Annotated in this window: 19 protein-coding genes and 3 pseudogenes; 11 read left to right on the forward strand and 11 right to left on the reverse strand. The window is 71.7% G+C overall.

Features of this window, described 5'->3' with window-relative positions:
• Window positions 1-160: 160 nt before the first annotated feature.
• Complete coding sequence (locus tag D457_RS0118410; protein WP_017582144.1) at window positions 161-2,068, reverse strand: glycoside hydrolase family 15 protein; 1,908 nt, start codon at window positions 2,066-2,068, stop codon at window positions 161-163.
• 191 nt (window positions 2,069-2,259) lie between these two features.
• On the opposite strand from D457_RS0118410, the pseudogene D457_RS32870 reads away from it, so the two are divergent.
• A pseudogene (locus D457_RS32870) lies at window positions 2,260-3,275 on the forward strand (SDR family oxidoreductase).
• Here the strand turns inward: D457_RS32870 and D457_RS32875 are convergent.
• Together D457_RS32875 and D457_RS0118425 are read right to left on the reverse strand one after the other, a co-directional pair.
• Window positions 3,248-3,877 carry a carbamoyltransferase C-terminal domain-containing protein gene (locus tag D457_RS32875; RefSeq protein WP_017582146.1) on the reverse strand — a complete coding sequence of 210 codons (630 nt, stop codon included), beginning with the start codon at window positions 3,875-3,877 and terminating at the stop codon, window positions 3,248-3,250. The pseudogene D457_RS32870 and the gene D457_RS32875 overlap by 28 nt on opposite strands.
• A gap of 197 nt (window positions 3,878-4,074) precedes the next feature.
• On the reverse strand, window positions 4,075-5,427 hold the full coding sequence (locus D457_RS0118425; protein ID WP_017582147.1) for a carboxylesterase family protein: 1,353 nt from the start codon (window positions 5,425-5,427) through the stop codon (window positions 4,075-4,077).
• A 554-nt stretch (window positions 5,428-5,981) separates the two neighbouring features.
• Between D457_RS0118425 and D457_RS32880 the strand changes: the two genes are divergently transcribed.
• Window positions 5,982-7,589, forward strand: a complete 1,608-nt coding sequence (locus D457_RS32880) for a BCCT family transporter (protein WP_017582148.1) — start codon at window positions 5,982-5,984, stop codon at window positions 7,587-7,589.
• Here the strand turns inward: D457_RS32880 and D457_RS0118435 are convergent.
• The gene (locus D457_RS0118435) at window positions 7,586-8,533 is read right to left on the reverse strand and encodes a DMT family transporter (RefSeq protein ID WP_017582149.1); all 948 of its coding nucleotides are present in this window, start codon (window positions 8,531-8,533) and stop codon (window positions 7,586-7,588) included. The two genes, D457_RS32880 and D457_RS0118435, sit on opposite strands and share 4 nt — an antisense overlap.
• Window positions 8,534-8,570: 37 nt before the next feature.
• Here D457_RS0118435 and D457_RS0118440 point away from each other — a divergent pair, with 37 nt between their 5' ends.
• Window positions 8,571-9,986: an aminotransferase-like domain-containing protein gene (locus tag D457_RS0118440; protein WP_017582150.1), complete on the forward strand. Its 1,416-nt coding sequence runs from the start codon at window positions 8,571-8,573 to the stop codon at window positions 9,984-9,986.
• Window positions 9,987-10,265: 279 nt separating this feature from the next.
• Here the strand turns inward: D457_RS0118440 and D457_RS0118450 are convergent, their stop codons facing one another.
• The gene (locus D457_RS0118450; RefSeq protein ID WP_017582152.1) at window positions 10,266-10,832 is read right to left on the reverse strand and encodes a TIGR03086 family metal-binding protein; all 567 of its coding nucleotides are present in this window, start codon (window positions 10,830-10,832) and stop codon (window positions 10,266-10,268) included.
• 163 nt (window positions 10,833-10,995) lie between these two features.
• On the opposite strand from D457_RS0118450, the gene D457_RS0118455 reads away from it, so the two are divergent.
• The gene (locus tag D457_RS0118455) at window positions 10,996-12,174 is read left to right on the forward strand and encodes a saccharopine dehydrogenase family protein (protein WP_017582153.1); all 1,179 of its coding nucleotides are present in this window, start codon (window positions 10,996-10,998) and stop codon (window positions 12,172-12,174) included.
• Window positions 12,175-12,283: 109 nt separating this feature from the next.
• On the opposite strand, the gene D457_RS0118460 is transcribed toward D457_RS0118455, so the two are convergent.
• Complete coding sequence (locus tag D457_RS0118460) at window positions 12,284-12,760, reverse strand: hypothetical protein (protein WP_017582154.1); 477 nt, start codon at window positions 12,758-12,760, stop codon at window positions 12,284-12,286.
• Between the two features lie 169 nt (window positions 12,761-12,929).
• Here D457_RS0118460 and D457_RS0118465 point away from each other — a divergent pair, with 169 nt between their 5' ends.
• The 5 genes from D457_RS0118465 to D457_RS36760 all read left to right on the forward strand — a co-directional run bounded on the left by D457_RS0118465 (window position 12,930) and on the right by D457_RS36760 (window position 17,137).
• Window positions 12,930-13,811, forward strand: coding sequence for a patatin-like phospholipase family protein (locus D457_RS0118465; RefSeq protein WP_017582155.1), 882 nt, complete (start codon window positions 12,930-12,932; stop codon window positions 13,809-13,811).
• Window positions 13,811-14,857 carry a 1-acyl-sn-glycerol-3-phosphate acyltransferase gene (locus D457_RS0118470; protein WP_017582156.1) on the forward strand — a complete coding sequence of 349 codons (1,047 nt, stop codon included), beginning with the start codon at window positions 13,811-13,813 and terminating at the stop codon, window positions 14,855-14,857. The genes D457_RS0118465 and D457_RS0118470 overlap by 1 nt, the downstream gene beginning before the upstream one ends.
• A gap of 87 nt (window positions 14,858-14,944) precedes the next feature.
• Entirely contained in the window at window positions 14,945-15,865 is a 921-nt protein-coding gene (locus D457_RS0118475; protein WP_017582157.1) for an LLM class flavin-dependent oxidoreductase, read from the forward strand.
• A gap of 90 nt (window positions 15,866-15,955) precedes the next feature.
• Window positions 15,956-16,465 (forward strand): HXXEE domain-containing protein, encoded by a 510-nt coding sequence (locus D457_RS0118480; RefSeq protein WP_017582158.1) that lies wholly within the window; start codon window positions 15,956-15,958, stop codon window positions 16,463-16,465.
• A 222-nt stretch (window positions 16,466-16,687) separates the two neighbouring features.
• On the forward strand, window positions 16,688-17,137 hold the full coding sequence (locus D457_RS36760) for a hypothetical protein (protein WP_017582159.1): 450 nt from the start codon (window positions 16,688-16,690) through the stop codon (window positions 17,135-17,137).
• 4 nt (window positions 17,138-17,141) lie between these two features.
• On the opposite strand, the pseudogene D457_RS37710 reads toward D457_RS36760, so the two are convergent.
• Window positions 17,142-17,869, reverse strand: a pseudogene (locus D457_RS37710) (transposase); the annotation flags it as partial.
• Window positions 17,870-17,880: 11 nt separating this feature from the next.
• Complete coding sequence (locus D457_RS0118500) at window positions 17,881-18,882, reverse strand: hypothetical protein (protein ID WP_017582162.1); 1,002 nt, start codon at window positions 18,880-18,882, stop codon at window positions 17,881-17,883.
• Between the two features lie 479 nt (window positions 18,883-19,361).
• On the opposite strand from D457_RS0118500, the pseudogene D457_RS37825 reads away from it, so the two are divergent.
• Window positions 19,362-19,541, forward strand: a pseudogene (locus tag D457_RS37825) (GNAT family N-acetyltransferase); the annotation flags it as partial.
• Between the two features lie 228 nt (window positions 19,542-19,769).
• On the opposite strand, the gene D457_RS0118510 reads toward D457_RS37825, so the two are convergent.
• Window positions 19,770-21,263, reverse strand: coding sequence for an aminopeptidase P family protein (locus tag D457_RS0118510; RefSeq protein WP_017582164.1), 1,494 nt, complete (start codon window positions 21,261-21,263; stop codon window positions 19,770-19,772).
• Between the two features lie 223 nt (window positions 21,264-21,486).
• Window positions 21,487-22,074: a GNAT family N-acetyltransferase gene (locus tag D457_RS0118515; RefSeq protein WP_017582165.1), complete on the reverse strand. Its 588-nt coding sequence runs from the start codon at window positions 22,072-22,074 to the stop codon at window positions 21,487-21,489.
• 151 nt (window positions 22,075-22,225) lie between these two features.
• On the opposite strand from D457_RS0118515, the gene D457_RS0118520 reads away from it, so the two are divergent.
• Window positions 22,226-23,323 (forward strand): pyridoxal-phosphate-dependent aminotransferase family protein, encoded by a 1,098-nt coding sequence (locus D457_RS0118520; RefSeq protein WP_017582166.1) that lies wholly within the window; start codon window positions 22,226-22,228, stop codon window positions 23,321-23,323.
• Window positions 23,324-23,458: 135 nt separating this feature from the next.
• On the opposite strand, the gene D457_RS0118525 is transcribed toward D457_RS0118520, so the two are convergent.
• Window positions 23,459-24,388 (reverse strand): oxygenase MpaB family protein, encoded by a 930-nt coding sequence (locus D457_RS0118525; RefSeq protein WP_017582167.1) that lies wholly within the window; start codon window positions 24,386-24,388, stop codon window positions 23,459-23,461.
• Window positions 24,389-24,550: the final 162 nt, after the last annotated feature.

A 24,550-nucleotide genomic window follows, 5' to 3' on the forward strand; every position in this document is an offset into this window, starting at 1 on the left:
GGAGACGCGTAAACGCGCCAGGAGCGTACCCGCCGCGACCAGGCCCGCGTAGGGCGCGGCCGTCACCGCTTACCCGACGAGCGGTTGGTCACTGCCCGCGCGGTAGGCCTGCACCTCACGCCGGGCGGCCCTGTGCACGCTCGCCGCCCCGCTGGTGTCGTCAGCCATCGTCTCGGCCTCTTCCTGTCCTCTCCGTGTTCTGCCCACCGCTATGGCGCACACCTGCTCCGGCCTGCCGGGCTCCCCGGTCACGGGCCCAGGCGTGCAACGCCTCCCGGTCCCCGGCGCCGTCCAGGTTGACCGCGGCCTCGATCAGGGCCAGATGGGTGAAGGCCTGGGGGAAGTTGCCCAGCTGGGTGCCGTCCGGTGCCATCTCCTCGGCCAGCAGGCCCAGCTCCCCGGAGCTCCCGCACAGGCGCTCGAAACGTCGGGCCGCCTCCTCGCTCCGACCGGCGAGCACCAGCGCTGACACCAGGTCGAAGGAGCACAGCAGGAAGGCCCCCTCGGGCGTGCCGATCCCGTCGTCGGTCTCCTTGGGGTCGTACCTGTGCACGAGCCAGCCGTCCTGGCCGAGTTCGGTGTCGACCCGCTCCAGGGTGCGCAGCACCCGGGGGTCGTCGCCCGGAAGGAAACCCAGCAGCGGTACTTGCAGCAGTGACCCGTCCACGTTGGTGGCGCCGAACGACTGGACGAAGGACCCGCTGGCGGGATCGTAGCCGTGACGGAGGATGTGGTCGCGGATGAGCCGGGCCTCCTCGCGCCAGGCCCGCAGCGGAACCTCCTGCTCACGTCCGGTCGTCTCGGCGAGCTGGACCGCCCGGTCCAGGCACACCCAGGCGTAGAGCTTGGAGTTGGTCCAGTGGCGAGGATCCGACCTGACCTCCCACAGCCCCTCGTCGGGCCGGTGCCACAGCCCCCGCGCCGACTCCACCACGGAATCCAGCTGGGAGAGTTCCTCCGGTCCGAGGTCACCGGTGGCCTGCTCGTAGCAGAGCGCCGCGTCCAGGATGTGCCCGTACACGTCGAGCTGATGCTGTGCGTAGGCGGCGTTGCCGATCCGCACCGGCCTCGCGCCTCCGTGCCCGGCCAGGTGGTCGAGGGTTTCCTCCTCCGGCGGCGGTTTCTCGTCCACCGCCTGCACGGGCGGGACCCAGGTGATCGGCCGACCGCACATGCGCAGCAGGAAGCGCAGGTAGCTCCCCGCCTCCTCCGCGTGGCCCAGGCGCAGGAAGGCGAGCACCACCAGAGCCGCGTCGCGGTGCCACACGTACCTGTAGTCCCAGTTCCTGGGCCCCTGCGGCCATTCCGGCAGGGAGGCGGTGGGTGCAGCGATCAGGGCGCCGCTCTCCTCGTGGAGCAGTCCGCGCAGGACGGTGGCGCTGCGCCGCACGTGGTCGGCTCCCACGCCCCGGTAGTCGGTTCTGGACGACCAGGCCTGCCAGGCTTCGAGGGTCTGCCCGAGTAGCGCTTCCCCCTCTTCAAGGCCGATCCGGCGCTCTCCGCGGAGGTAGTCCAGGGCGAAGACCGCGGACTCCCCTTCGGAAAGCTCGACGTGGAACTCGGGGTCTCCCGTCTCCGCCAGCCGCGGGGAGGGCGCCCCCGACAGCAGCGGCCCCGACGCCTCCTTGAGGCCTCCGTCCACGTGCTCCCACGAGCGTTGTTCTCGGCCGAAGTCGGGGCGGGCGCGCAACCGGGAGCGCACGGAGGCGCTGCCCGAGCGGCACTCGACGAGCCTGAGGAGCACACCCTCGCGCCAAAGGCCCTCGCCGTGCTCGGGTCGCCCGATCGCGAGCAGGTCTCGGACGAGCACCTCAACGCCCCGGCCCTGCCACAGGGTCTCCAGGACGAGACTGTCTTCCGCGTAGGAGCGTGCCCTCGGGCGGGCGCCCCGGACCTGCATGGTCCACTCACCGCCCCGCTCGGAGTCCAGGATTCCGGCGAGGAAGGCCGGGCCGTCGAACCTCGGTACGCACAGCCAGGAGATCGTGCCCTCCGGTGTGGTGAGCGCCGCGGTCTGGCAGTCGGAGAGGAAGGCGTGGTCCCCGATCAGTGTTTCGCTCTGCCCCATGGATCCCTCCGGTCGCACTAGTGTGGGCCGTCCTCCTCGACTGCCCCACCATGCCTGTGCCGAAACCGCGGATCGCCAACGGTCCCTCAGGCACCCGGTCCCGTACATAAGAAACCGTTCACGGGGTAGCGCCGATGAGGAGACGGACTACCGAGGAAGGGCTGCACGAGTTCGAGGAACGGAGGAAGGCAATGGCGGATCGGAACAGCGAACGCAAGGTGGCCGTGGTCAGCGGGGCCAGCGCGGGCGTGGGGAGGGCGACCGTGCGGGAGTTCGCCCGCCGCGGATACGCGGTGGCCCTGCTGGCACGCGGCGAGGAGGGCCTGGCCGCCGCCCGTCGGGAGGCAGAAGAGGCCGGGGTCCCCGCTCTGTCCCTGCCCGTGGACGTCAGCGAGGCCGACCGGGTGCGTGCGGCAGCGGACCTGGCAGAGGCCGAGCTGGGCCCGGTGGACGTGTGGGTGAACGCGGCCTTCGCCTCCGTCATCGCCCCCTTCTCCGAGGTGGAGCCCGAGGAGTTCCAGCGGGTCACGGATGTCAGCTACCACGGCTACGTGCACGGGACGCGGGCCGCACTGGAGCGCATGGCCCCCGGGGCCGGGGCGTGGTCGTGCAAGTGGGATCGGCGCTGGGCTACCGGGGCATCCCCTTCCAGGCCGCCTACTGCGGCGCCAAGCACGCGATCCGCGGCTTCACCGACTCCCTCCGCGCCGAGCTGGTCGACGCCGGTTCGGGAATCAGGTTGACGGAAGTACACCTCCCCGCGGTCAACACACCGCAGTTCTCCTGGGTCCGCTCACGGATGGGCGGACGGACCAGGCCGGTGCCACCGGTGTACCAGCCAGAGGTCGCGGCCCGCGCGATCGTGTGGGCCGCCGAACACCCCGGGCGGCGCCGCTACTGGGTGGGGGCCTCGACCGCGGGCACCGTGCTGGCCCAGCGCCTGGCACCGCGGGTACTGGACCTGCAGCTGGGCCGAACGGGTCGGCGGAGCCAGGTGCGAGACGAACCCGCGCCCGCGAGGGACAACCTGTTCGCGCCCGTGGACGACGTCCGCGACTACGGATCGCACGGTGAGTTCGACGAGGAGTCGCGTCAGGTCAGCGTCCTGGACGAGGTGAACCGCAGACGGGGGACTGTTCTCCTGGTCGGTGCCGCTGCGGGTGCGGTCGGAGCCGTCGGCTACGCCCTGCACCGTCTGACGAGGTAGGGGCCCAGGACCAGGACGTCCACCGGTGCGGAGCCGAAGCATTCGAGCGCGTCACGGGGCGAGTCCACTCTCGGGCTCCCGGCGCGGCGCAGCTCGGTGTGTGCCAGGACGGGAAGGCCGGTGCGGGAGCCGAAGTCGCGGATCAGGCGCCAGGTGAGGGGGTCGTCTCCGGCCCGGACGGTCTGCGCTCTCGTCCTTCCGTCCGGACGGACCACGGCCGGTATCCGGGTGCGCCACCGCGGAGCCACGTGATGGTCAAAGAGCGGATACGGGCAGGGCAGGGGGCCGCCGAAGAAGATGTCCGGCGCGTGTTCGGCGGCCACCAACGACGTCACCGGGCAGAACCCCCGCTCTCCCCGGGCCCGGCCGATCCGGTCGAGGTTCTCCCTCCGTGAGGGGCCGGCCAGGAGCGAACGGCGGCCCAGGGCCGCGGGACCGTACTCGGAGCGTCCCTGGAACCATCCGACGAGCGCGCCCTCGCTCAGCGCGCGGGAGACCTCCGCCGTGAGGTCGTCCGGACGCTCGTACCCGATGTGCGCCGTGTGCAGGACGGCGGCCAGCTCGTCCTCGTCCCAGCTGCGGCCCAGGTCCGGGCCGGGCATCGGTTCGACCGCCTCGCCCAGGTCGGCCGCGCGAGGCTATGGGAATCCCCGGGGGTTCACCCCGGGGAGGACGTCAATCGGTGATGTTCGGCAAGCCCGAGCTTTCGTGAGGCCGGGCGGCCCCGGTACGGCCGCCACCGTAGGACGCCGGTCCGCCCGGAAGCAGCCGCCTCCGGGCGGGTCCGCCCCGGTAGCCCTCAGGAGCGGTGCACGGTCAGGCTGTCGGAGGCGGCACCGGCGTTCTGGCTGGAGACCGCTCCGGTGCGGGCGAAGTCGGCCCAGAGCCTGCGAACCGCCTTCCCTCGGCGGTCGAGGTCCGTCCAGCTGGTGCGGCCCACGAGCTTGGTGTTCTCCCAAGCGTTCCTGGTGCCGAGCAGCAGGGGCAGGTCCACGATGTGCGCGGCGCCGAACGGGCTGCCCTCCGGCTGCCAGGTGACGGTGTAGCGGGTGGCCCTGCCGCCGCCCCGGCGGTGGTCGCGGGCGAAGCGCTTGGCAGGGCCGGTGTAGATGCGGTACGTGGTGGCCCACACCAGGAAGCGGCGCAGGGCCCGGCCCACCAGCGGCAGTGCGCTCAGGCGCTGGATGGGCGGCAGGAAATCGGCGAACAGCCCCGTCTCCTGGCTGGTCGCGCCGACGAGCACGTCGATCCCGGGCGCCGCCTCGCGCCAGGCGCGAACGCGCAGGGACTCCGGAGGCAGGGGGGCGTGCCCGTACTGGACGCCGAAGGGCATGGCGCTGGCCAGGCCGAACTTCTTGGCCGCCGTGGCCGCTTTCCCCTCCAGCGCGACGATCTCGGCGGCCGGGGTGTCCGGAGCGGGCACCCCGACAGCCACCGCCATGGCCTGGGACATGCGAGAGCGACCGGTCAGGATGCCCAGCGGGGCGCTCTGGATGATCGCACGCCGAAAGAGGCCCTCGGAGCCCCGGCTGATCATCAGGTGGGCGACGGCGTCGCCGCCCGCGGACTGGCCGAAGAGGGTGACCTGATCCGGGTCGCCACCGAAGGCGGCGATGTTGGAGTTCACCCAGCGCAGCGCCTGGAGCTGGTCGAGCAGGCCGAGATTGGCGGGGGCGGTGTCGCCGATGCGCAGGTAACCGAGCATGCCGAGGCGGTAGGTGACGGCGACGACGATGACGCGCTGCTCGATGACCAGCCGGGTGGGGTCGAAGATCTCCATGTCCCCGGAACCGGTGACGTAGGAGCCACCGTGGATCCACACCATGACGGGCAGGCGCTCGTCGGGGGCGAGGTCGGCTGGAAGGGTGACCGAGAGCCGCTGGCAGTGTTCGTCGTGGCGGCCGACCGAGACGCCCTCAACGGCTGCGGACACCACCTTGGAGGAGAGCTGGGGTGAGGCGGGCGCGGGCTGAGTGGCCTGGAAGGGTTCGGTGAACGCGGGCTCGGGGCGGGGCGGGGCGAAGCGTTCGGCGCGCGCGTAGGGGATGCCGAGTGCGCGGACGACGTTTCCCAGGACCCTGCCGACGACAGGGCCGACGGGGGTGTCGACGCGGCGGAGCTCGTCCCGGGTGACGGAGGTCGATTCGGTCATGGGTCCCCCTGGTGTTCGGCCGGTCCGGATGAGCGGCGGGCTACCGGCGTGCCGTCAAGATACGCCGATGGCAGTGTACGGCGAGGTGAGAGGCGCACCCGCGAACGGCCGGGCCGGCACGGACCCCGGCCAGGCCCGAGGTCACCCGCGGCTTCGGTCCGGTCGCGCTGACGGCCCGCTGGCAGAGACCTTGGCGGAGCTCTCGTAGCCCCCGGCCTCGCAACCCCGGCCTCCTCGCGCCCACCCGCGCAACGACCACCCCTGACACCCGCAGGGCAAGCGTTCGCGAACACACACCGGGGTGGCGGGCCCCACCCTCCTCACCCCTTCCTCGCTGGGCAAACGCGCATAGACTCGTCCGGGTCGCCCCGGGCTTCGGGGCGTTTTCGACGTGCCACCCGAGGTTGGGGCAGCGCTTTGGTGGCGCTGTGGCGCCGTGGTGACGGCCGTCCCCGTCTCTGACTCCGGACCGCCTCCCGGCGCGCCGTGCAGCACGCCGACCGGAGGTTGCCTTCCCGGTCGGCGGTCCCCGATCGAGGAGAATCCTCTTCTTCATGTCTTCCGCCCCGCGTACAGGCGTGCCCGAAACCGGCCGCAGACCCGACCTCTGGGTTCTGGGGGTCTCCGGTGCCCTCCTGATCACGTTCGTCCTGGCGGCGCTGGTGGCCCCCACCAGGGTCGGCGCCGCCGTCGACACCGCGTTCGCGTGGTCCGCTCGCTGGTTCGGCGCCTACTGGCAGGTCCTGCTCCTGGGCACCCTGGCCGTCGCCGCGGTCCTGGCCTTCTCCCGGTACGGGCGGGTCCGGATGGGCGGCACCGATACCCCCGGGTTCAGCTGGTTCCGGTGGGTCGCCATGGTGCTGACCACCCTGCTCGCCGCGGGCGGTGTCTTCTGGGCCGCCGCCGAGCCCCTGGCCCACTACGTCGACCCGCCGCCGCAGTACGCGCAGGTGGAAGGCGGCATGGAGGGTGCCGCGCTCGCCCTCGCGCAGAGCTTCGTCCACTGGGGCTTCCCGGCGTGGGCGATCGGCGGTTCCCTGGCTACGCTGGTGATGATGCGCGGGGTGGAGAAGGGCATGCCCCTGCGGCCCCGCACCCTGCTGTGGCCGATCATGGGCGAGCGGGTCCGCACCCACTGGATCGGCACCGTCGCCGACATCAGCTGCGTGGTCGCGGTGGTGGCCGGGACGGTCGGCCCGATCGGTTTCCTCGGCCTGCAAATGTCCTACATCGGCGGCGAGATGTTCGGCGTGGGGTCCGGTTTCGGCACCCAGGTCGCCATCATCGTGGGTCTGACCGTCGTGGCGACTATCTCGGTACTCAGCGGCCTCGACCGCGGCATCCAGCTGCTCAGCCGGATCAACGTGTGGGCCGCGCTGATCCTCATCGTGTGCGTTGTGGGCCTGTCCTCGCTGCCCTATGTCGTGGACCTGTTCCTCCAGGCCAGCGCCGTGCACGTGCGTGAGTTCGTACCGATGACGCTGTTCCGCGGCGACGAGCAGTGGCTCGGCTACTGGACGGTCTTCTTCTTCGGCTGGTTCATCGGATACGGGCCGATCATGGCGATCTTCATCGCGCGTATCTCCAAGGGCCGCACCGTCCGGCAGATCTTCGTGGGGGCGACCGTGCTGCCCGCCGTGGTCACCTCCGTGTGGTTCACCGCGTTGGGCGGTAGCGGTCTGTGGCTCGAACAGAACGACCCCGGGGTGGTCTCCGGGCCCTACGCCGAGGACGGCCTGCCCGCGGCGGCCCTGGCCATCGTCCAGGCACTACCGCTGAGCACCGTGCTGGCGCTGGTCATGGTCGTCGTAACGCTGATCTTCTTCGCAGCCACGCTCGACGCCATGTCCTACTCGATCTCCTCGGCGAGCATGCGGTCGGGCGAGCCGTTCGCGTGGGTGCGGGCGTTCTGGTGCGTGGGCATGGGCGCCGCCGCCATCGTGCTCCTGACCGTGGGCGACAACGGGGTGCAGGCGCTGCAGTCCTTCATCGTGGTGACCGCGGTACCGGTGGGGCTGATCCTGCTGCCCGCGCTGTGGAGCGCCCCGCGCCTGGTCAGGGAGATGGCGGTGGAACAGGGCATCGTCACCGTGCCCGGGCCGGGTTCCGCGACCGACGCCGAAACCACGGCCGGGACCGGGACCGGGGTCAGAGTCGGCTAAGCACGGCCACCCCCTGAGCGGATGTGCGGGCTGACCTCCCGCTTCGTCGGCACGATCGCCGTCCGGCCGAGTCTGGCGCGGACGGCGATCGTGGCGCACAGGATCACGGCGAACCCGCCCAGGACCGTGGGCCAGGTGAGCGCTTCGCCGAGCAGGAGCGCGGCCCAGCCGATGGTCATCACGGGTTGGCTGAGCTGGACCTGGCTGACCTGGGCCATCGGGCCGATGGCCAGGCCCCGGTACCAGGCGAAGAAGCCGAGGTACATGCTCACCGCGGCCAGGTAGGCGAGCGCGCCCCACTCGACCGGGGTTGCGCTCGGCGGCTGCTGGACGGCGGAGGCGACGGCGAGCAAGATCATCAGCGGTGCGCAGAGCACCAGCGCCCAGGAGACGGTCTGCCAGGCGCCGAGTTCGCGCGCGAGCAGGCCGCCCTCCGCGTAGCCGACTGCGGCCGCGACGACGGCGCCGAACAGCAGCAGGTCGGACCAGGCCAACCCGGAGCCGAACCCGCCGCCCTGCAGAGCGGCGAAGCCCAGTGCGGCGGCCGACCCCACCGCCGCCATGGCCCAGAACACCGCCGGGGGCCGTTCGCGACCGCGCAGGACCGCCAGCACGGCGGTGGCGGCGGGCAGGAGTGCGATGACGACCGCGCTGTGGCTGGCCGAGGCGGTGGTGAGCGCGTACGAGGTGAGGAGCGGAAAACCGATCACCACTCCCCCGCCGACCAGGGCCAGGCGGAACCACTGATCGCCCCGGGGCAGGCGCTGGCGGGTGAGCGCCAGCGCGGCGGCGGCGAGCAGGGCGGCGATGACCGCCCGGGCCGAGCCGACGAACAGGGGTGACAGGGTGCCGCTGGCGACGGCGACGCGGGTCATCGGGACGGTGAGGGAGAACGCCGCGACCCCGAGCAGCCCCCACCACAGACCGGTGCGCTGAGATAGCACTGGAGCCGTATAGACAATAGCGCTACTATCAATCTTCATGGCCAACGATAGCAGTGCGAAAATCACCGAAGGGCTCCGGGAGTGGATCGCGGCCGCCCCGGCCGGAGCGAAGCTGCCTTCGACCAGAGCTCTGGTGTCGCAGTACGGGGCCAGCCCGGTCACCGTGCAAAAGGCGCTGCGGACACTGGCCGGGCAGGGGATGGTGGAGAGCCGCCCCGGGGTGGGTACCTTCGTGCGCGCGGTCCGGGTCGCCCGGCCCAACGACTACGGGTGGCAGACCGCCGCGCTCGGCGCACCCCAGCAGCGGACGTTCGGTTTGCACACGGCGTTGCGCAGCCCGCCCAACGACATGATCGCGCTGCACTCGGGCTACCCGGACCGGGAACTGCTCCCCGAACGCCTGGTTCGCGCCGCGTTGAACCGCGCGGCCCGCGGCGAGGCTGCCGTCAGTAGGCCCCCGGCCGCGGGAATGCCCGAACTCCAGTCCTGGTTCGCCGCCGAACTCGGCTCCCACGCCCCGGCGGGCATCGCGCCGCCCGCGCCCAGCGACGTGGTGATCCTCCCCGGCAGTCAGAGCGGGCTGAGTAGCGCTTTCCGCTCGCTGGTCGGTGCGGGGCGGCCACTGCTGATCGAGTCGCCCACGTACTGGGGGGCGATCCGCGCCGCCGAGCAGGCGGGGGTGGAGGTCGTGCCGCTGCCCAGCGGGGTCGAGGGCCCGGACCCGCGCGAGCTGGCCCGCGCCTTCGAACGGACCGGGGCCCGGGTGCTGTACGCGCAGCCGAACTTCGCCAATCCCACGGGGGCGCGCTGGTCCCTTGACCTGGCCGACCAGGTCCTGGCGACCGTGCGCCGGTACGGGGCGTTCCTGGTGGAGGACGACTGGGCGCACGACTTCGGGATCGACGCGGACCCGACCCCGCTGGCGGCGCGGGACGACGGCGGGCACGTGGTGTACCTGCGCTCACTGACCAAGAGCGTCTCCCCCGCGGTGCGCGTCGCCGGGATCGTCGCCCGCGGCCCGGCCCGGGAGCGCATCCTGGCCGACGTCCAGTCCGAGTCCATGTACGTGAGCGCCGTGTTGCAGGCCGCGGCGCTGGACGTGGTCACCCAACCGGCCTGGCGCACCCACCTGCGGGGGCTGCGCCACCAGCTGGCGGCCCGCCGCGACCTGCTCGTCGGAGCGCTGCGGGAGCACGCCCCCACCGCCTACCTGGAATCGGTCCCCCGGGGCGGGCTCAACCTGTGGGTGCGGCTGCCGGACACCACCGACCTACCCCGGGTCGTCCGCGAGTGTGAGGAGGCCGGGGTCCTCCTGGCCCCCGGCGGCGAGTGGTTCCCGGCCGAGCCCACCGCCCCCTATCTGCGCCTCAACTACGCGGGCCCCAACCCCGGCGCCTTCCCGGAGGGGATTCGGCTGCTCGGCCGAGTCCTGGAGTATCTTGCCGAAGGCTGACCGGAAAGCGACACGAACTCCGAACCGCGCGTCCGTGCGCCTGGGAGGAACCAGGTGGACTTCTTCGTGATCCTCGACCTCGACGACACGCTGTGCGATTACGGATCGGCGAGGAAACGCGCGAAGAACCACGTGGAGTCGCTTTTTCGAGAACACGGGCCACCGGCGCACTGAGCCCTCCCCCTCTCCCGGGATGATCTTGCTACCAGGGGCAAGATCATCCCGGGAGAGGGGGCCGCAGCCCCGGACTCCTCGGTCAGTGTGTCCGGGGCTGCGGTCCTAGGCCTTCCTTCCGGTGAGAGCCAGCAGTCTGGTCTGGGGATCTGCGCCCTCCCCCACCGGGACCGGGGCTGCGAAGAGACCGCTGCCAGCGAACACGTCCTCGTTCTCCTTGGCCCAGGTGAGCAGCTCCTCGGCCAGGGTCGCGTCGAGTTTCTCGTCCGATCCGATCGCCCTGGCCAGGTCCCAGGAGTGAATTCCCAGGTCAAAGGTCATCTGCCACAGGTACTCACGGCCCGGGACGTCCCCGAAGGACAGGTGGACCGTCTGGTCCAGAGCCGAGGGAGCCAGCCAGGCGGTGCGGGACTCGCGGGAGGCGACCGTCCAGGTGGCTGCCGGTTCCTCGCCGAGGTTGTCGCCGTCGAACCGGTCCCCCACCTCCTCCACGCGTGCACCCGCGAGCAGGTGCGGCACCCACAGCTGTTCGGCGGTCAGGTGGTTGACCAGGTCGTGCACGTCCCAGTCCGCGCAGGGCGTAGGCAGTGCCCAGTCGGTCAGGGTCACCTCGGCCACCCGGCGGTCGAACTCGGCCATCGCGGTGCCGTGCAGGTCGACCAGGTCAGTCATGTGTTCCCCCGTGTTTCCCGGCTGTGTTTCCACGACTGTGTTTCCCAGACGTGGACGTTGGTGCGGGCCTGCGTACCCGGCGGACCCCGGGGGCCAAACCGGTTTCGGGGCGCGTGCGAGACTGTGCTCGGCGCATCGAGCAACTCTGAGAGGCTGGACTACCTTGGAACGCGGGCACGACATCGTCCTGTTCGGCGCGACCGGATACACCGGAGCGCTGACCGCCGAGTACCTGGCCACGAACGCCCCGCGCGAGCTTCGGTGGGCGCTGGCCGGACGGAATCGGGACAAGCTCGAGTCGGTGCGCGCCGAGCTGGCCGAGATCGACCCGGACCGGCCGCTGCCCGAACTGCTGGTCGCCGACGTCAACGACCCCTCCTCGATTCGTGAGCTGGCTGCTTCGGCCCGGGTCGTCATCACGACGGTGGGCCCCTACAGCGAGTACGGCGAACCGCTGGTGGCCGCCTGCGCGGCGGAGGGCACCGATTACGTGGACCTGACCGGTGAGCCCGCCTTCGTGGACCGCATGTACGTCAAGCACCACGCCACCGCGGTGCGTACCGGGGCCCGACTCGTGCACGCCTGTGGTTTCGACTCGATCCCGCACGACCTGGGCGCACTGTTCACCGTCGGGCAGCTGCCCGAGGGGGTCCCGCTGCACGTGGAGGGTTTCGTCCGGGTCCAGGGGAACGTCTCCGGCGGCACCCTGCACTCGGCTGTCGGTGCCTTCGCCGACCCCGCTGGCATGCTCGCGGCGGCCCGGGAGCGGCGTGAGCTGGAGGGCCGCCCGGAGGGGCGCCGGGTGCGGGTCGACTCGCGCGGCCGCCCGCGCACCCGGCTGGCCCGTGGGTGGACGGCCCCACTGCCCACCCTGGACCCGCAGGTGGTGGTCAGGTCCGCGGCCGCCCTGGAGCGGTACGGGCCGGATTTCTCCTACGGCCACTATGCGGCCTTCCGCCGGTTGACCAGCGCGGTGGGCGCGGTCGGCGGCATGGCCGGGGTGATGGCGGCGGCCCAGGTACCGTCGCTGCGCGACCGCCTGCTGTCGTTGCGCCCGCAGGGGGAGGGCCCCACCGAGGAGCAGCTCGCCAACGGGTGGTTCACCGTGCACTTCGCGGGTTCGGGCGGCGGCCGAAGGGTGCACACCCTGGTCTCCGGCGGCGAGCCGGGGTACGCGGCGACCTCGGGAATGCTCGCAGAGTCGGCGCTGTGCCTGTGGCAGGACGACCTACCGCCGGCCTCGGGCCAGGTGACCACGGCCGTGGCCATGGGCGAGGCGCTGATCCGCCGCCTGCCCCGCGCCGGTGTGGACTTCGAGGTCCTTCGCACCTTCGGGGACTGATCCCGGGGAGGGCGGCCCCGAGGACTGATCCTAGGCGCGCGAGCCCCGGAGAGCACGGGTCCCGGGGGCTGACCCGGGTTTCGCGCTCCAGGGCATGGGCGGTGTGGGCTCAGCCCCGGCCCGGCCGGGTTCCGGGCCACCCCGCGCAGGCGGCCCGGGCCAGGCCGATCGCGGCCGCGTCCTCCAGGACCGCGCCCACCCAGGCCCCGCGTCCGGTACCCCACAGGGACCTCCAGCGGACCCCGGCCGCGGCCCCCACCGGCGCGGCGGCAGCGGCGATCCCCGCCGTGGCCAGCACCGGCTGGCCCAGTCCGCGGGCCAGGAGCGCACCGCCCAGGCCACCAGCCAGCACCCGGACCGCTTTTCCCGGCCCGGCCAGACGGCTCGGCGCGCACGGGAGTTTGTCGGTCGCCAACTCGCCGGTGACGGCCAGGGCGATGGCGTACTGTGCGGGTCTGTATCCCCGGGACCGCGCCCCGGCCCACAGGGGCCCTGCCGCCCCGAGCGTGCTCCGGGACCCGGCGGCGAGCCCGAGCAGGACGGCCCGGGTGACGGTCGCGGCGGTCAGGTCGGTCGGTGCGGTCATGGTCTCCCCCGAGGTCGGCTCGTCACGCCGAGTATCACACCGGGACCCGTGCTGGTCGGACTGCACTCGCGGGAGTTCCCGTTCGGGGTGGCCGATCCCGGCTCTTCCTCACAGCGTTCCCGGCCCCGGATTCCCTGGTTTTCCGGGTGCGGATTCCTAGACTGGGCCGGTGACAGACTTTTCTGACATCTCCGCCGACGCTTCCTTCGGCGGGCACGGTGACCCCGGCCCGGTGGCCTTCGTTCTCGGCGGGGGCGGGGTACGCGGTGCGGTCGAGGTGGGCATGATCCGGGCCCTGCTGGAGGCGGGGATCACCCCGGAGCTGGTGGTGGGGACCTCCATCGGCGCGATCAACGGGGCGGTGCTGGCCGCCGACCCCACGATGACGGCGGTGGAGCAGCTGACCCGCACCTGGACCTCCGAGGACGCCAACGCGGTGTTCGGGGACCCCGTGAGCCGCCAGCTGCGCCGCCTGGTGACGACCCGCACCCACCTGATCTCCCCCGAGCCGCTGCGCCGCCTGTTGGCGGCCGCGCTGGGCCCCGAGCCGGTCTTCGAGGACCTGGCGGTGCCGCTGCGGGTGGTGGCGGCCAGTATCGAGCGCGCCGCCGAACACTGGTTCTCCGCCGGGCCGCTGATCGAGGCGGTCATGGCCTCGGCGTCGGTGCCCGGGCTGCTGCCGCCCACCCGGATCGACGGGGAGCACTTCATGGACGGAGGGATCGTCAACTCCATCCCGATCGAGGGCGCGGTGCGGGCCGGTGCGCGCACCGTGTACGTGTTGCAGGTGGGGCGGGTGGAGGAGCCGCTGACTGTGCCGACCAACACGGTGGAGACGGCGCGGGTGGCCTTCGAGATCGCCCGCCGCCACCGCTTCGCCCGGGACCTGTCGACGCTGCCGGAGGACGTCCGGCTGCACGTGCTGCCCAGCGGGGGTTCGCTGGAGGGTGACGAGAGCCCGCTGGCGTTCCGGCGGCTGGACACCGTGCACCGGCGGATCGAGCGGGCCTACGAGGCCTCCCGGAGTTACCTGGCCGGGGTCGACGCCTGATGCGGGTGCCCCCGCGCTGGTTCCGGCGCCTGGTGCTCGCCCCGACCGTCGTGCTGCTGGGCTTCCTGGTGCTGAGCACGCTGCCGCTGTGGTTACTGGTGGCGTTGGCGCTGGTGTCGATGGTGCCCAGGCGGATGCGGGTGCCCCGGGTGCTGTGGATGTTCATCTTCTATCTGCTGTGGGACGCCGCGGCGTTGGTGTCGTTGTTCGTGCTGTGGGTGGCGTCCGGATTCGGTTGGCGGATCCGTACCCCGGCGTTCCAGCGGGCGCACTACGCGCTCACCGGTTTCTTCCTCCGGGTGCTGTTCCGACAGGCGCGCTGGGTGCTGCGGTTGCGTATCCGCGGGGTCGGGGACGGAACGGACACCGATTTCTTCGGTGATCCGATGGCGCCGGGGCGGCCGCTGGTGGTGGCCTGCAGGCACGCGGGACCAGGGGATTCGTTCATCCTGATCCACACGCTGATCAACCGCGCGCACCGGGAGACCCGGATCGTCCTGAAGGACACCCTGCAGTGGGATCCGGCGATCGACGTGCTGCTGAACCGGCTGCCCAGCCGGTTCATCGCGCCCTCGCCGTTCGCCAAGGGCGGTGGCCCGCACCCGGAGGGGGTGCGGGATCAGGTCGGCCAGCTGGCGGCGGGGTTGGGTGGGAACGACGCGTTCGTGATCTTCCCCGAGGGCGGGAACTTCACCCCGGACCGCAGGCGCAAGCGGATCGACCGGCTGCGCGAGGGCGGTTCGCATGGGTTGGCCCGACGGGCGAGCAGGATGCGCAACGTGCTGGCGCCGCAGCCGGGCGGGTTGTTCGCCGCTCTGGACGCGGCCCCGGACGCGGACGTGGTGTTCGTGGGGCACACGGGTCTGGACCGGATGGTGACGGTGGCGGACGTGTGGCGGGAACTGCCCATGGACAAGGAGATCGTGATGCACGGCTGGCACGTCCCGGCGGAGCAGGTGCCCCAGGGGCGTGCGGAGCGCGAGCGATGGCTCTACGGCTGGTTCGAGACCATCGACGCGTGGATCGACGAGAACCGCCCGGAGTGAGCCCGGCCGGGCTGGACTCGGCAGAGCTCAGCCGAGCTGAACCCTCCCCTTGACCTCAACCAACGTTGAGCGTTCAGGGTGGAGGGCATGAGCACGATCGACATCGGCGCGGTACTGCCCAGCGCCACGGAAGAACTGACCGACCCCCGCACCCCCGGCATCGCCGCGGCCGCCGTCGCGGTGGAGGAACACGGTCTGGAGTCCCTGTGGGTCGCCGACCTGGTACTGGGTGACGGTACCCCGGCCCTGGAACCGGCCCTGACCCTGGCCGCGGCCGCCTCCGTCACCCGGCGGGTCCGGCTCGGTTTCGGGGTCCTGTCCGTCCCGCCCAGGCCCGCTCCCTGGCTGGCCACGCAGATCGCCACCCTCCAGCACCTGTCCGCGAACCGCCTCCTCCTGGGCGTGGGCATCGGCGGCTTTCCCGACTCCCCGTTGTGGCGGGCGCTGGGCGTCCCCACGAAGGGGCGCGGCCGGGCTACCGACGCGACCCTGGAACTACTGCCCCCGCTGGTCACCGGGGAGGAAGTGCGTTTCGAAGAAGCCGACACGACGCTGCGGCTGGCCCCGGCAGCACCCATGCCACCGGTCCTGGTGGGCGGCACCGAGAAGGCGTTCGATCGGATCCTGCGGGTGGGTGCCGGGTGGCTGCCCTCCCAGCTCTCCCCCGCCGATCTGCTCGCGGCCGCCGAGCGCCTGCGCGCACGTGCACGGGAGCAGGGGCTGCCCCGGCCTCAGATCACCCTGGGCGGCCATCTCATCCTCGGTGAGGGCTCTTCGGCTCGGGAGGCCTACGACACCCTGGTCCGGCAGCTCGTCGAGGAGCACGGCATACCCGAGGAGGAGGCCGCCCGAGGCCCGATGCTGGCGCGCACACCCGAGGAGCTCGCCGAGCTCTACTCCGCGTACGCGGAGGCGGGGGCCGACCGTGTCATCGCGGGCGCGGACAACCTGGGCTGGGAGGAACAACTGGACTTCATCGGCCGGGCCCGCGCCCTGCTGCCCGGATAGGAGCCTTCGCAAGAGCGCGCACTGCCCTCGGCCAGACGACCGGAACAGACCACGCCGCCAGGGTCGGAGCCCCGGCACGGAAGGCGGACGATGGACGCAGAACAGCACCGGATCCCGCCCGGGATGCCCGGAGGCCTGGCGCCGTGGTGGTACCTGACCGTGGCGGTGTTCGCGGTGCACAACGCCGAGGAGTACCTGCGCGACCTGCCCGGTTGGGCGGCCGAGCACGCCCCGCCGTGGATCGCGGCGGTGCACTCCGGACAGCCCGGATTCGGGTTGGCCGTGGGGCTGCTGACCCTGGCGGCACTGCTGGTGGCCGTGCTGGCGAGCACTCTCCGGCCCACCTGGAGCGCGGAGGTGCTGGTCTGTTTCGCGGTGGTCCTGCTGATCAACGCCGCCAGCCATCTGGCGGTGAGCGCGCTCACGTTCTCCGCGATGCCGGGGGTGTTCACCAGCCCTCTGATCCTGGTGCTCGGCACCTTCCTGGTCACACGGCTGCCCAGGGTCCGGGCCACCTGGTCGACGGTGCTGGCCACCGCCCTGGTCGCGGTGTTCGCGACGGTGGGCACCCTGCTGTTGGCGGGCTGGCTGGTGTCCTGAGCGCAGTGTCACGGATACCGATTACGGGTCGACGGCCACCACGTACACACCTTCGGAGGTAGCGCCCACGACCTCACGGTCCGGGGCTTCCGGTGCCGGACCGGATTCGTTCCCGCCCCGGCGCCCCGGCCCTAGTGCTCTGACAGGGAAGGTTCACCGGGGTCAGTACGCTGAGCCCGACTGCGCTGGACGGGGAGGTCGGGCATGATGCGGAGACTGCCGATGGACGAGGCCGTGGGACTGCTTGAGGGCGAACTGGGGTCAGGACAGCGAGCGCTTGACGATCTGGTCACGGAAGACCTCTGGCTTGCCTTCCTCCGATTCGGCCGACGGCTGTTCGACGTTCCGGACACACCCGACGCTGACGGTCTTCTGTTCCAGTACGGGACCCACGCCTCCGACGGCCCTCCGGCGTTCACGCTGGACCTCACCCGGCAGTTCGAGATCTCCGACAGCGACGGTGATCACGACCATTACGTGCAGGTCCACTGCGAGCTCAGATACGGCGTTGCACCCGCTCTGGAGGCCCTAGGAAGCTTTGACTCGTGGTTCTTCCACGATGCCGGAGACGATCTCGAAGAGTGGGCTCACGAACTGACCGAGCGAGCAGACTGGGCAACGATCCGCAGACTCAAGCCGACCGAGATCAGGGTGTATCAGGAACAGGTGTAGTCGCTCAGGCCGCCACCGTGGTGCGACGCCCTCCCCAGCGAACGCCCCTCTCACTGCGGATGTGGGCTCGTTCACGTCATTGGACTGTGAGGACGTCGGGGCGCCGGACGTTCTGGTCGCGCCAGCGCAGGTAGGCGTGCAGAGCCCGGGGCTGGACCGTGTGGTTGGGATGGTTCGAGTTCGCCGGGGTGAACTGCCGCAAGGGTCCGAAGCGGGCTTCGACGGGGTTGGTCCAGGACGCGTAGGTCGGGGTGAATCACAGCTCGACCTTGTTCACGGCCGGCCACCTTTTCATCCGCCAGTTCGTGAGGGCGGAGAGGTTGTCGAGGATCACCTAGATCGGGGTGCCCTCCGGGCGGGCGGCCCGGATGGTTCGCAGGGCCGCCCAGGCGTGGTCGATACCCTTGCGGCGCCGGTTGATCCCCCACACTCGGGCATCGCCGACGGAGTAGCAGCCGTGGAAGTAGGTGATTCCGTGGGTGCGGCGATAGGTCGCTGGCAGCCGGTCTGGCCTGCCTTGTTCTGCCCGGCAGAAGTCGGCGGTGGGGCGGATGCCCAGCGGGCCGAACTCGTCGAAGGCGAACGTGTGGTCCGGCCGCTCCTTGGGGGACGGCCTCCCGCCCAGCGAGGGTCCAGGCATACGAGCCCGATCTCGTTGGAATTGTGGATCACGTCGCGGACGGTGTCCTCGTCCGTCTGGACCAGACGGGCCATGACCGGGACCGTCCTTCCCGGTCAGAGCACTAGACGGTCACGTGCAGCGCGTACACGCCCTCCGTGGTGGCCAGGACGACCACCCGGTCCGGGGCGGCGACCAGGTCCTCCAGCTCGCCCGGCCAGGTACCAGGGATCTCGGCGACGGGCTGCCCGGGCCGGTCCAGGTAGCGCACACGCAGCCGGTCCAGGTACCAGGAACCCAGACCGCCGGGGCGGGCATCCTCCTCCTGATAGACGGCGACGGCCTCGCCGTCCCACTCCACCAGGGAGACCAGGGTGCGCGGGCCGCCGAGCTCGGCGACCAGTTCCAGGTCGGGCAGGGAGTGGATGCGCCCGGCCACCGCCAGCAGCGGGCGGCCGCCGACCCGGGCGGCCACGGTCTCGGAGTCGGCGTGGCTCTCCACCTCACCGAGGTACTCGCTGTCCTCCAGCCGGTACACGCGTTCGCGGGGGTGCTCGTAGTCGGCGAGGATAACCGGGTCGAAACCCGGGTCCTGGCCAGGGGCGACCAGGAAGTCACCGGCGAAGGACATGCGCTCGCCACGGGCTTCGTGGCCCGGGCGGGAGTCGGCGAGATCGGGCACGGTCGCCCCGGTGTGCGGGTCCACCGCCCACCATCGGGTGCCGCCGTCTCCGTCCTCACCGAAGAGGAAGACGACCGCCTCTTTGTCCAGGACGCGCAGCGCGACGTCATCGGGCCACAGCTCCCCCGGTTCGGCCAGGTCGGTCTCTAGCAGGGGACTGCCGGTACGCGGGTCGCGCACGCTCACCGAGCGACGCGAGGCCTGGACCAGGACCGTGCCCGGCCACCCCTCCCCTTCGGGCGACCGCGCCAGGTTGACCGGACCCTGCACCTCGAAGGCCGTGCCGAGCGGGCGCAGCGATCGGGTGTCGAAGGCCCGGGCCTCGTAACGTGACTTCCTGGGGTCCGGATTGGGGTCGACGTCGCCGTGCACGAGGACCGTCCGGTCCGCCAGGAACAGGCGCGGAAACCTCAATCCCCTGCGCCACAGCCGTTCCGCGCGCACGAGTGGACCTCCCCCGGTTCTGCCGAATCTTCCGTACGTACTGTCGCCACGAAAACCGTAGCGGGTGGCGGGACGGGCCGCCCCCGGATCGGGCGGGCCGTCGGCCGAACCGGCGCGGTGTGCAACGCTTCCTACCGTTTCCGTGACCTGCGACATTATCCGAAACCGGTCGGCATGCCCGGGGAAAGCGCTTCTTTCGACAGCTGTCCGGTTCGCTCCGGGGAGAGAACAGGGAGGGAGCCGAGAGGAAAATCGGGGTCCGCGGGGGCTCACCAAGAACGGGTTCGGCGTGGCAGACTCCCCGGACAGAGGTCAACGGCGACAGGGGTGTGCGCGTGTCGGAGTTCCGGGTGACGGTGTGTACGGCGGACGAGCTGGAGCGCGAGGAGGTGCTCGCCCTGTACCGGTCGGTGGGGTGGAGCGCCTATACCGAGTCCCCGGAGGTGCTCCTGCGGGCACTGGCCGGGTCACACCGGCTGGTGAGCGCCCGCCGGGAGGGGGAGCTCGTGGGTCTGGCCCGGTCGATCTCCGACGGCACCACGATCGTCTACCTCCAGGATGTACTGGTGCACCCGGACGAGCAGCGCCGCGGGGTGGGCCGCCAGCTGCTGGACGAGCTGTTCGCGGGGTACGCCGGGGTACGCCAGCGGGTGCTGGTCACCGATGACGAGGACCGGCAACGCACCTTCTACGAGAGCCTGGGGTTCGTGGAGGTCCACGACCACGCCCCGCCGTTGCGTTCGTTCGTGCGCTTCGCTTGAGGGGCGGGCCCCGGCTCCGCACACCGGACGGCACCGGGGCCGCGCTGGCGACGGATGGGTGCCGGCGGGCCGCCTCCCCACGAGGGGAAAGCAGCCCGGCGACACTCAATGCGACCGGTCGGCCGGTCAGCGCGGAAGGCGCTCGGCCAGCCAGGCCTCGACGTCGGCGGCCGAACGCGGCAGACCGGCCGACATGACCGTGCGGCCCTCCTCGGTGACCAGGACGTCGTCCTCGATGCGCACGCCGATGCCGCGCAGCTCCTCGGGGACGGTGAGGTCGTCGGGCTGGAAGTACAGGCCCGGCTCGACGGTGAGCACCATGCCCGGCTTGAGCTCGCCGTACAGGTGCGCCTCCTGGCGGGAGACCGCGCAGTCGTGCACGTCCAGGCCGAGCATGTGACCGGTGCCGTGCAGGGTGTAGCGGCGCTGCAGGCCCAGCTCCAGGACGCGGTCGACCGGGCCCTCAAGCAGGCCCCACTCGACCAGGCCCTCGGCGAGCACGCGCTGGGAGGCCTCGTGGAAGGCCCTGAAGGGCAGGCCCGGGGCCACGGCCGCGATTCCGGCCTCCTGCGCCTTGTACACCAGGTCGTAGACCTTGCGCTGGATGTCGGTGAAGGTACCCGAGACCGGCATGGTACGGGTGACGTCGGCGGTGTAGAGGGTGGTGGTCTCCACTCCGGCGTCCAGCAGGAGCAGGTCGCCCTCGCGGACCGGGCCGTCGTTGCGGGTCCAGTGCAGGGTGGTGGCGTTGGCGCCGGAGGCGGCGATGGTGCCGTAGCCGACGTCGTTGCCCTCCACGCGGGCGCGCAGGAAGAACGTGCCCTCCACGAAACGCTCGGAGGTGTCCTTGGCCTGCGGCAGAGCCTTGGCCACGTCGCCGAAGCCGCGCACGGTGGCGTCCACGGCCAGCTGGAGCTGGGCGATCTCCCACTCGTCCTTGACCAGGCGGTGGTCGGCCAGGGCGACGCCGAGGTCCTCGTCCAGCTGAGCGGACTTGGCGCGGGCCTGGTCGTCGGCGTCGGCACGCAGCTCGTCCACCAGGGCGTCGAGCTCGGTGTCGTGGCCGCGCACGATACGGGTGGTGCCCGAGGCGTCGGCGCGCAGGGCCCCGGGCAGGGTGCGCACGTCGGCGGTGGGCACGCCGAGCAGGTCGGAGGCCTCGCCGAGGCTGTTGCGGCGGCCGGTCCACAGCTCGCCGTAGCCGCCGAGCCAGAATTCGCCGTTGTCGCGGTTGGAGCGCGGCTTGAGATAGAGGACCACGTCGTGGCCGCCGTCGGCCCGGGGGGTGAGCACCAGGCAGTTGCCGTCGGTGGTGTCGCCGGTCAGGTAGGCGTAGTTGGTGGCGGCCCGGAAGGGGTACTCGGTGTCGTTGGAGCGGGTCAGGAGCTGACCGGACGGGATGACCAGGCGGTCGCCGGGGAAGGCGGCGCTGAGCGCGGCGCGGCGGCGGGCGGTGTGCTCGGCCTGCTCGATCGGCTCCAGGTCGCGCAGCTCGGTGTCGGCCCAGCCGGTGGTCATCCACGCGGCGAGCTCGTCGGAGACCGACTGCGCCTGGCCGTTCTTTCGTGGACTGAACACGGGGGCGTTCGCCTCGGCCTCGGGACGCTGCTGCTCGCTCACGTTGTGACTCTCCAGAGTTGGTCGAAAGGGTGCGGGGTGGCCTGGCCACTGGTGACGGCCGGCAACCGGGCCGGGGCCTTCGGCCTGGCCGTGTCCTTCATCGTACGGGGGTGTTCGTACCCCTGTCCGCTCCCCGGACATAGCGCTCCCCATAACGTCCGGCCGCCCGGGTTGTGCCCGGGTGGGAGCTCCTGACCAGGCAACTCCGGCCGGACAGCTCCGGTCAGGCCGAGGGCTGTGGGGTTGAGTTCCGCAGGTCGTGGGCGAAGGGGATCGCCTTGGGGTAGGGGAGGTCCTCGACGGTGGTCGGGTCCACCCACCGGTAGCCGATCCGCTCGTACAGGGCGACCGCCTCGGGCTGGGAGGGGCCGGTGAACAGCATGACGCGGGTGTATCCGAGGTCGCGCGCGGCCTCTTCAAGGGCGGTCATGATCTGCCGTCCCAGCCCGCGCCGCCGGTGCCGGGCGGAGGTCCAGATGCGTTTGAACTCGACGGTGTCGGCCTGGCCGACCCGGTCCTTGCGGTAGGGGCGCAGAGCTCCGCCAGCGACGACCTCGCCGTCGAGTTCGGCCAGGACCAGGCATCCGTGCGGGGCGACGAACTCGGTGACCGGGTAGCGGCTGAGCTCGTTGGCGGCCCCCTCGGCCCCGTAACGCTCGGTGTACTCCTCCAGGAGCCCGGCGAGCAGGCCCGCCACCCGGGGGTCGTCGTGGGTCACCCGCAGCATGCGCACGGCGCCGGTGGGCACGCCGGCGCCGTCCGCGCCGCCGGTGCCCGGTCCGGCTTCCGCCCTGGTGTTGGTCTCGGTCATCGGTGTCCCTCTCACACGCGTCCCGTCCGTTTGTCCGCGGGAATACTACGGCCCGCCACGAACCCCGCCGAGTCGCGCACCGGGGTGGGAGCTTCACGCAGACGACACCCCCGTTTCGGTGGAGTCACGGTGCTCCGGCTAGTGTTCGAGCATGTCAGTCAGCGAACGCACCCTGTTGGGCCCGGGCCCGAGCAATCCGTACCCGGAGGCGACTCTGGGTCTGGCCGCTCCCCTGCTGGGTCATCTGGACCCCGAATTCATCACCCTGCTGGAACGCGCCTGCGGGCGACTGCGTTCCCTGTGGGGCACCGAGAACCCGCTCACACTGCCGCTGTCCGGCACCGGCTCCCTCGGGATGGAGACCGCCTTCGCCAACACCGTTCGCGGCGGTGACGTGGTGGTCGTGGCCGTGAACGGGCTGTTCGGCGAGCGGATGTGCGAGGTGGCCGGGCGTTACGGCGCCGAGGTGGTCCGGGTGGACCACGAGTGGGGCCAGCCCGTGGACGCCCAGCGCGTCCTGGACGCCCACCCCGCGCCGAGGATCGTGGCGGCGGTGCACGCGGAGACCTCCACCGGCGTGGTCAGCGACATCGGAGCCCTGGGCCGCGCCTTGCGGGAGCGTTCGGACGACACCCTGTTGCTGGCCGACTGCGTCACCTCCCTGGGCGGCATGCCGATGGCCCTGGACGAGTGGAAGGTGGACATCGCCTACTCCGGCACACAGAAGTGCCTGGGCGTGGCCCCGGGGCTGGCGCCCTTCACCTTCTCCGAGCGGGCCTGGGAGCGCCGAGTGCAGTCCCCGCCCGTGTGGTATATCGACCTCGGCCTGCTGGGCGCCTACGTGCGCGGCGGCCCGGGTGGGCGCGCCTACCACCACACCGCGCCGACCGCGATGGTGGCTTCCCTGGACGCGGGTCTGGCCCGGATCGAGGAGGAGGGCCTGGAGGCCGTGGCGGCCCGCCACGAGGCGGCGGGCGCGCGGCTGCGCGAAGGGCTGCTGGAGATGGGCCTGGAGCTGTTCGCCGCCGAGGGCCATCGTCTGTCGCAGCTGACGTCGGTGCGCGTGCCGGAGGGCGTGGACTCGGGCAAGGTACGCGAGCGGCTGCTGCGCGAATACGGCCTGGAGATCGGCGCGGGCGTGGGCCCCTACGCGGCGACGGTGTGGCGCATCGGCCTGATGGGCCACAACGCCCGCCTGGACCGTGCCGAACTGGCCCTGGCCGCCCTGCGCCGCGTCCTGGACCGGTAAAGGGACCCCGGTTCTGAAAGACCAGGTTTCCACGCCCAACAAAGAGATGAAATAGCTGGACCGCTGGATCGGCGCTGACCGCCGGGTCGGGGCGGGCGGGGGCTTCCCGCCCGCCCCGACTGTTCCGGGTGGCGCTCAGGCCTCGACGGGGACCCGCTGAGCGGGGGCGTCCGGGGAGCGGAAGGTGGTGCGGGACCGCAGGGCGCGGAATCCGTTCTCCACCTGGTATCCGGCCGCCAGGAGGCGTTCCCTCGCCTCGTTGGCGCTGCGTACCGTGGCCTCGTCGAAGATCAGGTTGTAGTAGCGCTCGGGGATCCGGTTGAGCCCTGAGCGCAGTGCCCGCAGGCCGGCGGTGGCCACCGGGTCCGCTCCGGGGAGTTCCGGGAGCATGCCGTAGGCGCGGCGCGCCCAGGCGGGCAGGGTGGCGTAAGACAGCGCACCCACCGGGAACCAGAGCGGTTTGAGCGGGGCCAGCCAGGCGAGTTGTTCGGGGACCTTGGGCCAGAGCAGGAAGCGCACCGCCTGGCGGGCCTCGGGGGTCACGCTCAGGCTCGGTCGGACCTTGGCGAGGTAGCGGCGCATGTCGGCGACGTTGCGGGGAACGTCGCTCGGTTCCAGACCGACGTAGGTGGCGGTGTGCGCCTGTTCGTCGAGGTAGCGGTCCAGGTCGGCGGTGCTGAGTTCGAGCCCCGCTCGGTGGCAGGTCTCCAGGTAGGAGGTGACCTCGGCGCAGTGCACCCACACGAGCAGGTCGTGCTGGTCGACCCGGTGGAGCCTGCCGGTGGCGGGGTCGGTGAAGCTCAGGGAGCGGTGGACGCGGCGGATGTGCTCGCCGAGGGTGTCGGCCTCGGACAGACTGCCGTAGGTGGTCACCGCCACGAAGTGGGCGGTGCGCAGCAGGCGGCCGGTGGGGTCGGTTCGAAAGTCGGAGCGCTGCCAGACCCCCTGCATGGCGATCGGGTGCAGTGCCTGGAGCATCAGGGCGCGCACGCCCGCCACCCACATCGAACGGTCCAGATGCACTCTCCAGGTGACGCTCTCGGGGGCCGCGACCGTCGGCTGCATCCTGTCTCCTCCGGGGTTGCGTGGGGGCCGGGCGGGGGTTCGCCCGGGTTTCGCACCGTGTTGCAAGAAAACCGTGTGACGAGAAACCTTGTGGCAGAGCACTTCCACGATACGTCCGATCCCCCGGGCCGATCCGCCGGGTCGGCCGGCGGGGTGGCCGGG

This window comes from Nocardiopsis valliformis DSM 45023, from assembly GCF_000340985.1.
Lineage (GTDB): Bacteria > Actinomycetota > Actinomycetes > Streptosporangiales > Streptosporangiaceae > Nocardiopsis > Nocardiopsis exhalans.